The sequence below is a fragment of the Spirosoma fluminis genome (genome assembly GCF_054778895.1).
Map to the genome: position 1 here is coordinate 439,734 of NZ_BAAGZD010000003.1, position 13,613 is coordinate 453,346.

Annotated in this window: 10 protein-coding genes; 5 read left to right on the top strand and 5 right to left on the bottom strand. The window is 49.5% G+C overall.

Annotation, left to right across the window (positions count from 1 at the left end):
• The first annotated feature begins 55 nt into the window (after positions 1-55).
• The 5 genes from ACYVBJ_RS03820 to ACYVBJ_RS03840 all read left to right on the top strand — a co-directional run bounded on the left by ACYVBJ_RS03820 (position 56) and on the right by ACYVBJ_RS03840 (position 6,666).
• Positions 56-793: an isoprenyl transferase gene (locus tag ACYVBJ_RS03820; RefSeq protein WP_460980974.1), complete on the top strand. Its 738-nt coding sequence runs from the start codon at positions 56-58 to the stop codon at positions 791-793.
• A 106-nt stretch (positions 794-899) separates the two neighbouring features.
• Complete coding sequence (gene bamA, locus ACYVBJ_RS03825) at positions 900-3,488, top strand: outer membrane protein assembly factor BamA (RefSeq protein WP_460980975.1); 2,589 nt, start codon at positions 900-902, stop codon at positions 3,486-3,488.
• A 170-nt stretch (positions 3,489-3,658) separates the two neighbouring features.
• On the top strand, positions 3,659-4,234 hold the full coding sequence (locus ACYVBJ_RS03830) for an OmpH/Skp family outer membrane protein (protein WP_460974362.1): 576 nt from the start codon (positions 3,659-3,661) through the stop codon (positions 4,232-4,234).
• 19 nt (positions 4,235-4,253) lie between these two features.
• Entirely contained in the window at positions 4,254-4,901 is a 648-nt protein-coding gene (locus ACYVBJ_RS03835; RefSeq protein ID WP_460980976.1) for an OmpH/Skp family outer membrane protein, read from the top strand.
• A 199-nt stretch (positions 4,902-5,100) separates the two neighbouring features.
• Positions 5,101-6,666 carry a hypothetical protein gene (locus ACYVBJ_RS03840; protein ID WP_460980977.1) on the top strand — a complete coding sequence of 522 codons (1,566 nt, stop codon included), beginning with the start codon at positions 5,101-5,103 and terminating at the stop codon, positions 6,664-6,666.
• 99 nt (positions 6,667-6,765) lie between these two features.
• On the opposite strand, the gene ACYVBJ_RS03845 is transcribed toward ACYVBJ_RS03840, so the two are convergent.
• The 5 genes from ACYVBJ_RS03845 to rpoC all read right to left on the bottom strand — a co-directional run bounded on the left by ACYVBJ_RS03845 (position 6,766) and on the right by rpoC (position 13,610).
• Positions 6,766-7,665 (bottom strand): aldose 1-epimerase family protein, encoded by a 900-nt coding sequence (locus ACYVBJ_RS03845; protein ID WP_460980978.1) that lies wholly within the window; start codon positions 7,663-7,665, stop codon positions 6,766-6,768.
• A 54-nt stretch (positions 7,666-7,719) separates the two neighbouring features.
• Positions 7,720-8,187 (bottom strand): 30S ribosomal protein S7, encoded by a 468-nt coding sequence (gene rpsG, locus ACYVBJ_RS03850; protein ID WP_460980979.1) that lies wholly within the window; start codon positions 8,185-8,187, stop codon positions 7,720-7,722.
• A 76-nt stretch (positions 8,188-8,263) separates the two neighbouring features.
• The gene (rpsL, locus tag ACYVBJ_RS03855) at positions 8,264-8,689 is read right to left on the bottom strand and encodes a 30S ribosomal protein S12 (protein ID WP_381523172.1); all 426 of its coding nucleotides are present in this window, start codon (positions 8,687-8,689) and stop codon (positions 8,264-8,266) included.
• A 141-nt stretch (positions 8,690-8,830) separates the two neighbouring features.
• Positions 8,831-9,154, bottom strand: a complete 324-nt coding sequence (locus ACYVBJ_RS03860) for a DUF3467 domain-containing protein (RefSeq protein WP_460974357.1) — start codon at positions 9,152-9,154, stop codon at positions 8,831-8,833.
• Between the two features lie 85 nt (positions 9,155-9,239).
• Positions 9,240-13,610: a DNA-directed RNA polymerase subunit beta' gene (rpoC, locus tag ACYVBJ_RS03865; RefSeq protein WP_460980980.1), complete on the bottom strand. Its 4,371-nt coding sequence runs from the start codon at positions 13,608-13,610 to the stop codon at positions 9,240-9,242.
• Positions 13,611-13,613 lie beyond the last annotated feature (3 nt).

A 13,613-nucleotide genomic window follows, 5' to 3' on the forward strand; every position in this document is an offset into this window, starting at 1 on the left:
TAAATTTTCGTACCTTCGCGGTCTTGTTAATTAATGTTAAAACTCCCCAATTGGGATGAAGGAACACATTGACCCGAGCAATCTGCCCCAGCATATAGCCGTTATCATGGACGGGAACGGACGCTGGGCGAAACAGCAGGGCGCTGCCCGGGTGTTTGGCCACCGTAACGCAATTAAGGCCGTACGTGAAGTAACCGAAGGATGCGCTGAGCTGGGCGTAAAATACCTGACGCTCTATGCCTTCTCGACCGAGAACTGGAACCGCCCTAAAATTGAAGTCGACGCTTTAATGACGTTGCTCGTACACACCATCCGTGGAGAGATAAAAACACTAATGGACAACAACGTGCGGTTAACCACCATCGGCAATACCGAAAGCCTGCCTACCGACTGTCGGCGGGAACTGGCCGAAGCCATGCGCGAAACCAGTCAGAACACGGGGTTGACGCTGGTGCTGGCGCTTAGCTACAGCGGCCGGTGGGAGATTCTGGAAGCCGTTCGGCAACTGGCCGCCGACGTGCGGGACGGAAAGCTGACACCGACGGAGATCGATGAAGCGGCCTTCAGCCAGCACTTGTCGACCAGCGGCATCCCCGATCCTGAGTTAATGATTCGCACCAGTGGCGAAATGCGCATCAGCAACTTCATGCTTTGGCAGTTAGCCTACTCGGAGTTATACATGCCCGATGTGCTTTGGCCCGATTTCAGAAAGCAGCATCTGTACGAAGCGATTTTAAACTACCAGCGTCGGGAACGGCGGTTCGGAAAAATCAGCGAACAGCTCGTCAAGTAGACGCGGTTCAACCAGTTAAGCCGCGTTGCAGACACATTTACTGTCGGCCTCAACTGTTTAAGTCGATAGAGAATCCGCCCAATCAACGATTAACACGTACCACAACTTGGAACACCGTATAAAAGTCATTTTAGGAGCATTTCTGTTGCTCCTGGCCCTGTTTCCTGCTCAGGCACAGGTACGCGTCGGCGTCGGACGAGGTACCGACCCATCCACCAACGCGAACGAACTGCTGAATTACGCCAGTCCTAAAGAATACGAAATCACTGGCTTAACCATCACGGGCACTCGTTATCTCGATCCTAATTCTCTGGTTTCTTTGTCGGGCCTGAAAGTAGGCGACAAAGTTCGGCTCCCCGGGGAAGCGAACGGCTCATCGGTACGTAAGCTGATGGAGTCGGGTCTGCTCGACGACGTTGAACTATTTGCGACCCCATCGGGCGAAGGAAAAGTAGCGCTGATGTTTCGGGTGCGCGAACGGCCCCGGCTGTACAAGGTCAGTTTCCTGGGCGTTAAAAAAGGCGAGCAGGATCAGCTGAAAGACAAGGTAAAGCTGAACTTGGGTAAGATCGTGACCAACACCATCACCAAGAACACGCAGCTGGCCGTCCGGAAGTTTTTCGTCGACAAAGGCTATCTGAATACGAAGGTAAGGATTACCACCATACCCGACAGTGCCCGTAACAACGCAACCATGCGCGTGCTGGTCGATAAAGGGCAGAAGGTAAAGATTGCCAGGATCACCTTTGAAGGCCTTGACGAGGTCGACGAATCAGCCGTTCGGATGAAAATGAAGAGCACCAAAGAAAAACGCTTTGGTCGTCTGTTCAGCCCGTCGAAGTTTGTGCCTAAAAAGTATGAAGAAGACAAGCTGAAACTTATTGAGTACTATAATAAGCTGGGTTACCGCGACGCGGCTATCGAGAGTGATACCGTCATCAATACCGGTAGCGATGCCATTTCGCTTAACATAAACGTCAACGAAGGGCGGAAATATTATTACCGAAACATCGACTTCTCAGGTAACTACCTGTATAAGGCCGACCGGCTCCGGGAGGTACTGGGCATTGCCAAAGGTGACGTATACAACCCGGAAGACTTAGAAAAGAAGCTGAACGGAAACCCGGGGCAGGACCTGAGTTCGCTGTATATGGACGATGGCTATCTGTACTACAATGCACAGCCTGTCGAGAAAGTGATTGACGGTGACTCGATTGATCTTGAAGTTCGTATTTTCGAAGGAAAACAGGCGACAATCAACCGGATTATCCTGAACGGAAACACCAAAACCAGCGACCACGTTGTGATGCGTACCATCCGGACGCTGCCCGGTCAGAAGTTCTCAAAAACCAATTTGATCCGGACGCAACGCGAATTAGCGACCCTCGGTTATTTCGATCCTGAAAAAATTGGGATTAACCCCGTGCCGCAGAACGACGGTACAGTTGATATTGAATACAGCGTTGAAGAGAAGCCTTCCGATCAGATTGAACTCTCGGGCGGCTGGGGCGGATACGTCGGTTTCGTGGGTACGCTGGGGTTAACGTTCAACAACTTCTCGGCCCGTAATATTCCAAACTTCAGCGCCTGGCGCCCGCTGCCGGCTGGCGATGGGCAGCGCGTCCAACTGCGCTTCCAGGCGAACGGTGCGCAGTATCAGGTGTACTCGCTATCGTTTACCGAACCGTGGCTGGGCGGTCGTAAACCCAATGCCTTATCGGTAAGCGCGAGCCATACGGTCTATAAGACATTCTACGACCCACTGGACCCATATAGCATCTACAGAAGCTTGCAAGGTCGCACACCGACTGGATCGTATACCAACACGGCCATCACCATAGGTTTAGGACGGCAGTTAAAAGTACCGGATGACTTCTTTACGTTAAGCCACTCGTTGTCGTTCCAGCGGTACGATCTGAACAACCTCGACTTGTTCTACATCGGCTATAAAGATGGTATTTCGAACAACATTACGCTCAACACCACCATTGCCCGGAACAGCATCGACAATCCACAATTTCCGCGTTCTGGCTCATCGTTCAGCTTAAGCGGTTCGTTTACGCCACCTTATTCAGCGTTCAAGACGGCGACAACCACTCCCGAAAAGCCCGAGGATAAATACAAATTTGTGGAGTATCACAAATGGATGTTCGATGCCAGTTGGTTCCAGACCGTATTCGGTAAGCTGGTCCTGAACACACGGGCTCACATGGGCTTCCTGGGCAGCTATAACAAACGTACCAACATCGGTCCCTTCGAACGCTTTGTTTTGGGGGGCTCAGGTTTGGCAGGTCAGGGACAGTTTGCACTGGCTCAGGACATTATTGGCTTACGCGGGTATGATGACCGCAGCGTTTATACTGCCGACTACGATCGGGCTGTAGATGCCAACTCACGCAGCCAGGGCGGTGTGGTGTATAACAAGTTTGTTGCCGAATTACGCTACCCTGTTTCACTGAATCCATCCGCCACCATCTTCGTGCTGGGCTTCCTCGAAGCCGGTAACAACTGGGGTACCTATAAGCAGTATAACCCGTTTGACCTGAAACGGTCGGCTGGTTTCGGCGCCCGTATTTTCATGCCTGCTTTCGGACTGATCGGGATTGACTATGGCTACGGCTTCGACAAGATTCCAGGCGTTAAAGACAAGGCCGCGGGCCAGTTTCACTTTACGATTGGCCAGCAGTTCAGATAAGATTATCGATGGCCTGAACGTTCTTACTTAAACAAAATTGGTTTAAAACGCTGATTTTATTAAAAGCCCATTAAACGTTCGGACCTTTTTATCATCTAACGAATAAGAACGGCACGGCGAAGATTTAAACTGACAATCAATCACTTCCCGTAAAAATTAGACGGCTAATAATGAAAAAAGCCTTATTTTTTGTACTTTTGTGTGCCGTTTGGCTGACGACTCCCGCAAGAGCGCAGAAGTTTGGATACGTAGACACCGAATTCATTTTCAGTAAGATGCCCGAGTACCAGAAGGCGTTGAGCGAGATTGATAAGTTTACGGACAAATGGTCGAAAGACATTCAGGATAAGTACGTTGACCTCGAGAAGATGCAGCGTGCTTATCAGGCCGAAGAGATTCTGCTCACGGAAGAGATGAAGCGCGAACGGCAGCGTGTTCTTAGCGATAAAGAGCGCGAAGCACGGGATTATAACAACAAGGTGTTTGGCTATCAGGGCTTACTTTTTGAGAAGAAGAAAGAACTGATGAAGGCTCCGATGGAGTTGGTGAACCGGGCGATTGAGAAAGTGTCTTTGCAGAAGAAATTAGACTTTATGTTCGACAAGGCGTCTGATTTTGTTATGCTCTACACAAATCCAAGACACGACTACACGGATTACGTCATGGAGGAATTAGGCTTAGATGCGGCCAGTAAGCCTACGGCGGGAAATAATCCGGCAAACAAAGCAACCACAAAACCGAAGTAATACAAACAATCTATTTCAAATGAAGAAAAACCTCGTCATGGCGTTTGCTGCAGCCCTCCTGTTGGGCGGTTTAAACGCACAGGCACAAGCCCCAACCGCAACGACGGCTGCAACAACGGCAGCTGGTCCGCTGAAGTTAGGCTATACCAATATTGATTATGTCCTGGCTCAAACTCCAGAAGCTAAAGATATTCAGAATCAGCTGACTATTCAGCGGACGCAGTCAGAGAATGAACTGAAGCGGATGACAAAAGAGCTGGAAGATAAATACGGTGCCTACGAAAAAGGGGCAGCGCAGATGTCGGACGTCATTCGCAAAGACCGCGAAACGGAATTGCAGGGTTTACAAACCCGTATTCAGGAATTTGGTCGTACGGCTGAGCAATCATTGCAAACCAAATACCAGCAGTTGGTAAACCCAGTGGTGCAGAAGATTCAGAAAGCGATTGATGCCGTGGCAAAGGACAATGGCTATCAATACGTTTTCAACCTCGATGCGGGTGCCAATACCATCCCTATTTTGTTAGTGGCTCCTGAAGAAAATAACATCACGGAGTTAGTATTAAAGAAGTTAGGAATTGATCCTGCGAAGGCAGCTACTACGACGACTACGGCTAACAAGCCAGCTACAACCGGAGGCAGCACTCCAGCTCCTAAAAAGAACTAGTTTTAATTTGTTGTCTGGAAAAGCCCCTCTACCCGGAGGGGCTTTTTGTTTAGAACGGCCTGAAAAAAGTATAATTTTATCGGCGAAAAATGAGGTTCTAACTAAGAAAAAAACAAATTAGAACATCTACACATCTGCCTGTAAAATCTTAGCCTTACTTTTACGTTCTTCAAAACAGACCACTATCAGATCATTGCCTATGACCCGAATTGCCGGTAGTGTCATGTATTTGCTGATAAACTTACTTAGTTTCAGCAGTTTTGCACAAGAGTTAAAATCAATTCAGCTCGTTTTTCCTACCCAGCCCAACTGGAATGTTGTCCCCGAGGGTAGTGCAATCCGGTTCGACATAAAAGCGGTGGGTGCCCCTGGTGATACGCTGCGATTTTCGCTTAGTTCGGATAAGCTGGAGAATATGCACTTAGACTCCCTGGGCCATTTTAGCTGGACACCCAGCTACGATCTGGCCGATCGCATTAACACGACCAAAATTTGCCCTGTAATTTTTGAGGTACGTAACCAGCGTGGCCAATCGGCTTCGCAAACCATCGATTTTAAGATTCTGCATGTCAACCGTCCGCCCACCATTGGCGAACTGCGTCCATTTTATGTACGGTACCGCACGCAGAACATATATAAGATGGATGCACAGATGGTTCGTGATGACGACGGAGACCCCATCGTATTTATTCCCATTGTTGATCAGATGCCTGAGGGTAGTAAACTTACTTCACAGGGCGAATTCAGCTGGTTGTTATCGCAAAATCAGTTTAACCGCTTAAAACAGGTCACCTCACAGTACATTGAGTTTTGGGTAGAAGATCAGCCGTCTAAAGCACGTACCAAAGGCCGGTTAAAAATCGAAATTACGCAGATGGACCTACCGCCTGATATTGCCGTAATACCGAAAGAGACGCATTACCGACTGCGCGAGAACGCGACCGTTAACTTAAAGTTTTACTTGTCTGATCCGAACGGTGACGACGATGTAACAGCCTTTGGTTTTTTGTCCGACAATCAGCAAATCCCCAAAACGGCCTTAGTCAAGAATACTGAGAACCAGTACGAATTTATCTGGCAGCCAGGCTATGACTTTGTAAAGGACCCTTATGACTCGTTAAGTGCTCAGATAACGTTTTACGTACTGGATAAAGCCCAAAACCGCGAGGAGCGCCGAATCACCTTTACGGTATTTAATACGGTCAATGAAGCCGAAAAAGATCGGTATTTATACGCCCAATACCGCCAACTGCTGGTACAGGCGTGGGGATTGGTTCAACAGCTGAGTGAGAAAGAAGAACAGCTTAAACACGATTATAAAAAAGCAAAAAGTGGTAAGCGTAATCGTTCGGTCGCTAACGCGTCGTTAGGAGCGATTACTGGTGTTGCTCCGGTTGTTAATCCGGAACAGTCAAAATATGTATCCGCCGTTGGCGGCACAGCCGTACTGACAATGGGCACGCTGGAAGCCACTGAAGTAATTGGCAAATCGATGAAAGAGCTGATGGACCGCTACAATTACGTGTTGGGTAAACGTAACGAACTCCAAAATAAAGGCGACGTATTTTCGCGTGAATTCTCGCTTAAATCCTCCCGACGTAGTGGTGAGTTTGTGAAGAAGCTAGATGATTTCCGTAATTCCATGAGCTTAAGTGGCCTGGTAGCCTTAGAGCTGGATGCTAACTGGCAAAGCAAGAAAGAAGCAACCGATAAGGCCATTAAACGGACGTTTAAAGACTTTGTGGCTTTAGAAGAAACCCAGTAGATAGCTTCGCCAGACACGTAAGAAGGCCTGCCATAATGATGTGACAAGCCTTCTTGTTTACAGCGTATAGCGTTAAGTTATCTTGCAGCAGCCCAACCGTTAGCTGATTGAAATGACAAACGTCGCATCAAACACCTTATCTTGTTCAACGTGCTGGATCGCTTCTTTCTCCTCTATGGGTAATTGTGGCCCTTCACTGTCAGCACAGCCAAGCCAGGGCTCAATGCATACAAATGATGCACCTGGTTTAGCCCATACCCCCAGATAGGGGAATCCGCTAAACGCAACGGTTACAGCCTGTGTATGTTTATCGCTGCGAATGGAAACACGCTGAGACACTAAATTTTTAAAGACCAGCGCATCCTGATCAAATAAATGCTTTGTTAACCGGAGCCGATTCCCTGATTCAGTAGGTACCGGTTTAATTTGGCCCGTGAAGTAACCGCCCGACGAAAGCATGTGCGTTTCTAAAGCTTCCGGCTGGTCAAACTCAATATAATAATCTTCGTATTGGCCACCCGCCTGAAAAGGCACCGCAAAAGCGGGGTGAGCGCCTACTGAAAAGAACATAGTTTTGCTGTCCTCGTTAAGCACTCGATACGTAACGCTTAAACTCGAGCCAGATAACTCGTAGATGATCTGAAAAAGAAACGTGTACGGGTATACCGCGTAGGTTGCATCAGTTGACTGTAGAGAAAAAATCGCGTGCGTACCCGTTGATTCGGTTAGCTCAAAGACGGAATGGCGTCCAAACCCGTGTCGTTCCATCGGATATAGCTTCCCATTTATGAGTATTTGATTGTTTAAAAGCCCGCCAACCACTGGAAACAGGTTCGGAGCATGCCAGGGCCAAACATTTGGATCAGCCTGCCATAGATGTTCTATTGCAGTTAGTTTGTTAAAGATTGACGTTAGTTCAGCTCCTTTTGGCTGCACAGCGATACGAAGAAGGTCGTTTTCCAGAGTTATCATAGCTTGACAACAACAAAAGCCACCCAATGTTGAGTGGCTTTTGTGAATTTGTTGATCACCGGGACTGTGATCAGATGGTGATTAGAACCGGAAGTGCGAGAACGCCTTGTTGGCTTCGGCCATACGGTGCGTATCGTCTTTCTTCTTTACAGCGGCACCCTCCCCTTTCGAGGCAGCGATGATCTCGGCTGCTAAGCGGTCAACCATTGTTTTTTCACCCCGCGAACGAGCATACCGGATCAGCCATTTCATGCCTACCGCGACCTTCCGGTCTGCCCGCACTTCGGTTGGCACCTGGAAGGTAGCACCACCAACGCGACGGCTTTTTACTTCAACCGATGGCATTACGTTGTTTAACGCTTTTTTCCATGTATCCAGACCACTTTCGCTCGTGCGTTTTGCCACTACGTCAAGTGCATCGTAAAAGATACCGTACGCCAGGCTCTTCTTGCCTTCGTACATCAGGTTGTTTACAAATTTGGTTACGAGAATCTCCTTATACTTAGGATCAGGTAATACGTAACGCTTGGGCGGTTTCGCCTTTCTCATGATTGCTTCAGATTTTTGATCTTACTCTGAACGTAGCCCACTCTACACAAGTGTTCCAGCGCCCAGTTAAATTAAATTACTTCTTTTTACCGCCTTTTGCTGGCGCACCTTTACCGGCTGGAGCCTGACCTGGTTTCGGACGCTTCGCGCCGTATTTCGAGCGGCTTTGCAGACGACCGTTTACACCAGCCGTATCCAGAGCACCCCGCACGATGTGATAACGAACACCCGGCAGATCCTTAACCCGGCCACCGCGAATCAGCACGATTGAGTGCTCCTGTAGGTTGTGGCCTTCGCCCGGAATGTAGGCGTTTACTTCTTTCTGGTTCGTTAAACGAACCCGAGCAACTTTCCGAAGTGCCGAGTTTGGCTTCTTCGGCGTCGTTGTGTACACACGCGTACACACACCCCGACGTTGTGGGCAGGCATCTAAAGCCGGCGACTTCGACTTGAATTCAAGCTTTTCGCGGCCTTTACGCACCAATTGTTGTATGGTAGGCATTTTAAATTTGTTTACAAAAAAATAGTCTTCCCGAATTTTGAGGTGCAAAGATAAGAAAAAGTCCGTTAATAGCCAAGCTTATAGCCTAGTTACGCACGTGCTATGTTCTACTTAAACCAACCACTTAGAGATTGCAATCTGTTAAGCCTGGCCAACCGGCCCACTAAACCCGCCCCCTGGAAAACGGAACGTATTGTTCGGTTCGTTAATGCCTCCGTAGGCTTCCTCGTACCGGCTTACGTTCTCTTTCAAGGCCTCCAGCAAGCGCTTTGCATGTTCAGGTGTAAGAATGATCCGTGCTTTTACTTTAGCTTTCGGCACACCTGGCATCAACCGGATAAAATCTAAAATAAACTCACTGTTCGAGTGAGCAATCATGGCCAGATTCGCGTAAACGCCTTCCGCGATTTCTTCGCTCAACTCAACGTCAATCGAACCTTCTGGATTTTGCTGTTCTGATTGCATAACACAGGTTTTTAAACAAAGGTATGGCTATGAAAACGCCCCAGCCAACTTGGCTGGGGCGTTTGGCATGTATTTGAGTCGGCGATTAAACAGTAGCTCGTTTCTTGGTACGAGCAAATTGTTCGCGTGACTCAGTGATGGTATCCAACTCCTCTTTCGAACCTACAATCGAGTTTTGGTAACGTCGAATGCCAGTTCCGGCAGGAATCAGGTGTCCGACAATCACGTTCTCTTTCAATCCATCAAGCGTATCACGTTTACCACGGATCGATGCTTCGCTCAACACCTTCGTCGTTTCCTGGAAGGAAGCCGCCGAGATAAAGCTGTCGGTACCCAGCGATGATTGCGTAATCCCCATCAGCGTTGGCTGAGATACGGCAGCCATGGCGTCACGAACGGTCACAAGGGCCATATCACGGCGTTTCAGGCTTGAGTTCTCATCGCGGAGCTGACGGCTCGTCACGATCATACCTGGCTTGAAGTTGGTCGAGTCACCAGCGTCCATAACCACCTTAGCGTCGAGCACTTTGTCGTTTTCTTCTCGGAACGCCCACTTATCAACGACTTGCCCTTCGAGGAAATTAGTGTCGCCAGAGTCGATAATTTCAACTTTCTGCATCATCTGGCGCACGATGGCTTCGATGTGCTTATCGTTGATTTTCACCCCTTGCAGGCGGTATACTTCCTGAATTTCGTTTACCAGATACTCCTGAACCGCGGTTGGACCTTTGATGGCCAGAATGTCGCTTGGCGTAATGGCACCGTCAGATAAAGGAGCACCAGCCCGTACGAAGTCATTGTCCTGTACAAGGATGAATTTCGACAGCGGCACCAGATACTTCTTCCTCGTGCCGTCTTTCGACTCGATGAAGATCTCACGGTTACCACGCTTGATCGTACCGTATGTAACAACACCGTCGATCTCACTAACAACAGCTGGATTCGATGGGTTACGTGCTTCGAACAACTCCGTTACCCGTGGCAGACCACCCGTGATGTCACGAGTCTTACCGACGTTACGTGGGATCTTCGCCAGCGGTTGACCAGCTTTGATCGATTGTCCTTCTTTTACGACCAGACGTGAGCCAACCGGTAAGTTGTAGCTCTTCTGTAACTTGCCACTCGCATCAGCATCAGGCAGGTGCAGCGCCAGCGTTGTCGTTCCTTGTACAACAATAGCTGGGTTCTTCGCTTTGTCGCGGCTCTCAATGATTACCATTTCCTGGAAGCCCGTCTGTTCGTCGAACTCTTCACGATAGGTAATACCATCTTCGATTGCGTCGAAGGTCAACGTACCCGTTAATTCAGACAGGATAACGGCGTTGTAGGGATCCCATGCGCAGATGTCGTCGCCTTTCTTCACCATATCACCGTCCTTCACCCGCAGGAATGCACCGTAAGGTACGTTGTTGCTGATCAGGACTACGTTGCGGTCGTTCGGGTTCACAATCCGAACTTCACCCGAACGGCCCATTACGACCGTTTGCGGGTTGCCTTCGTTGTCTTCCGACTCAACCGTCCGCATTTCTTCGAACTCGATCAGGCCGTCAAACTTCGCCTTAATCGATGCATCAACCGCGATGTTAGAAGCCGTACCACCAACGTGGAACGTACGTAGCGTTAACTGCGTACCAGGCTCACCGATCGACTGCGAAGCAATTACACCAACTGCCTCACCGATGTCGACCATACGACCTGAGGCCAGGTTGCGGCCGTAGCACTTGGCGCAAACACCCTGCCGCGATTCGCAGGTCAATACCGAGCGGATTTCGACGGTTTCGATGCTTGTTTCGTCGATACGGGCGGCTACCTCTTCGGTTACCAGTTCGCCTGAACCGATAATCAGTACGGGCTTACCGCTTTCGTCTTTTTCGAGCGGATCGTATATGTCGTGAACCGTTGTCCGACCGAGAATACGCTCAGACAGGGGCTCAACAATATCTTCATTGTCTTTCAGCGCCGACACTTGCAGACCACGTAACGTACCGCAATCGTCTTCGCTGATAATTACATCCTGCGCTACGTCGTGCAGACGGCGGGTCAGGTAACCAGCATCGGCTGTTTTCAAAGCCGTATCGGCCAGACCCTTCCGAGCACCGTGGGTTGAGATGAAGTACTCCAATACGTCGAGACCTTCTTTGAAGTTCGATAGAATCGGGTTTTCGATAATCTCACCAACTGAACCTTGCAGGTTCTTCTGCGGCTTAGCCATCAGACCACGCATACCACCCAACTGACGAATCTGCTCACGGGAACCACGGGCACCCGAGTGCATCATCATGTAAATTGAGTTAAAACCACCCTGGTCAGCTTCAAGTTGCTTCATCAGCGTCTCGGTCAACCGGGAGTTTACCCGCGTCCAGATGTCAATAACCTGGTTATAGCGCTCATTTTCGGTAATAAGACCCATCAGGTAGTTATCCCAAACGCCTTGCACCTCGGCTTTCGCTTCCTCAACGAGCCCCTGTTTTGCATCAGGAATCATGACGTCGCTCAGACCGATAGACAAGCCACCTCTGAACGCCATCTGGAACCCAAGTTCTTTGATTTCGTCCAGGAACTGAGCTGTCCGGGCTCCACCCGAGATCTTGAAGATAAGCGCAATGATTTGTTGCAGCTTTTTCTTCGTCAGCAGCTCGTTGATATAACCAACTTCCTCGGGTACAGCTTGGTTGAATAATAACCGGCCAGCTACCGTATCAATTACTTTCTCGACTAGCTCACTGTTCTCGTCCCGGACTTTCACCCGGCATTTAATGTTGGCGTGCTTAGAGACTTTACCTTCGTTGATACCGATGATAACCTCTTCGGCACCGTAGAACGTCATGCCCTCACCCACAATCGGGTACTCAGGTGTGCTCTTACGGCCTTTCGTTACGTAGTACAGCCCTAACACCATGTCCTGCGATGGTACCGTGATTGGCGCACCGTTGGCAGGGTTAAGAATGTTATGCGAGGCCAGCATCAGCAGCGAAGCTTCAAGCACGGCTTCCTGGCCCAGCGGCACGTGAACGGCCATCTGGTCACCGTCAAAGTCAGCGTTGAAGGCCGTACAAACGAGTGGGTGCAGCTGGATAGCTTTACCCTCGATTAGTTTCGGCTGGAATGCCTGAATGCCTAACCGGTGCAGCGTTGGAGCCCGGTTCAGCAGAACAGGGTGTCCCTTCAAAACGTTTTCCAGAATATCCCAGATAACAGGGTCTTTCCGGTCAACGATCTTCTTCGCTGACTTCACCGTCTTCACGATGCCCCGCTCGATGAGTTTACGAATGACAAACGGCTTGAATAATTCAGCCGCCATGTCTTTCGGCAGACCGCACTCGTGCAGTTTCAATTCAGGACCAACCACGATAACCGAACGACCCGAGTAGTCAACCCGTTTACCGAGCAGGTTCTGCCGGAAACGCCCCTGCTTACCCTTCAGCATGTCGGACAGCGACTTCAGCGCCCGGTTACCTTCCGAACGAACAGCGTTTACCTTCCGCGAGTTATCGAATAGCGAATCGACAGCTTCCTGCAACATCCGCTTTTCGTTACGCAGAATTACTTCCGGCGCTTTAATCTCGATCAGACGCTTCAGACGGTTGTTCCGGATGATCACCCGACGGTACAGATCATTCAGATCGGACGTAGCAAACCGACCACCATCCAGCGGGACGAGTGGACGAAGTTCGGGTGGAATAACGGGGACCATTTTGATCACCATCCATTCAGGACGGTTTTCAATCCGGCCGTTTGCCTCCCGGAATGCTTCTACAACTTTTAACCGCTTCAACGCTTCCGCTTTACGCTGCTGTGACGTATCAGTAGCCGCTGCGTGACGCAGTGAGTATGACAACTCATCTAACTGCACACGTGATAACAACATCTCAAGCGCTTCAGCCCCCATCTTGGCGATGAATTTGTTCGGGTCTTTGTCGTCCAGATGCTGATTGGTGCTCGGCAGTTTGTCAATAATATCCAGGTACTCATCTTCCGTCAGGAAGTCGAGCTGGTTGATGCCATCTTCGGCTTTAACACCCGGTTGAACAACTACGTACCGTTCGTAGTAAATCACCTGGTCCAGCTTCTTGGTCGACAGACCTAAGAGATAACCAATTTTGTTGGGTAAGCTACGGAAATACCAGATGTGCGCAACGGGTACCACCAGTTCGATGTGCCCCATACGCTCCCGGCGTACCTTTTTCTCGGTTACTTCCACGCCACAACGGTCACAGATAATGCCTTTGTAACGTATCCGCTTGTATTTACCGCAGTGACATTCCCAGTCCTTTACAGGCCCGAAGATACGCTCGCAGAACAAGCCACCCATCTCAGGTTTGTAAGTCCGGTAATTGATTGTCTCCGGCTGTGTCACCTCGCCGTAGGAACTCTCCAAAATAGACTCGGGCGACGCCAGGCTGATTGTCACGCTCTGGAAGTCGCTATTGAGTTTTTTGTTCTTTTTGAACGACATTGG

What these genes read in the sequence shown, in the direction of transcription:
- ACYVBJ_RS03835 (WP_460980976.1), top strand. Translation starts at nt 4,254, where the DNA reads ATGAAGAAAAACCTCGTCATGGCGTTTGCTGCAGCCCTCCTGTTGGGC.
- ACYVBJ_RS03820 (WP_460980974.1), top strand. Translation starts at nt 56, where the DNA reads ATGAAGGAACACATTGACCCGAGCAATCTGCCCCAGCATATAGCCGTT.
- ACYVBJ_RS03840 (WP_460980977.1), top strand. Translation starts at nt 5,101, where the DNA reads ATGACCCGAATTGCCGGTAGTGTCATGTATTTGCTGATAAACTTACTT.
- rpsG (WP_460980979.1), bottom strand. Translation starts at nt 8,187, where the DNA reads ATGAGAAAGGCGAAACCGCCCAAGCGTTACGTATTACCTGATCCTAAG.
- rpoC (WP_460980980.1), bottom strand. Translation starts at nt 13,610, where the DNA reads ATGTCGTTCAAAAAGAACAAAAAACTCAATAGCGACTTCCAGAGCGTG.
- ACYVBJ_RS03860 (WP_460974357.1), bottom strand. Translation starts at nt 9,154, where the DNA reads ATGCAATCAGAACAGCAAAATCCAGAAGGTTCGATTGACGTTGAGTTG.
- rpsL (WP_381523172.1), bottom strand. Translation starts at nt 8,689, where the DNA reads ATGCCTACCATACAACAATTGGTGCGTAAAGGCCGCGAAAAGCTTGAA.
- ACYVBJ_RS03830 (WP_460974362.1), top strand. Translation starts at nt 3,659, where the DNA reads ATGAAAAAAGCCTTATTTTTTGTACTTTTGTGTGCCGTTTGGCTGACG.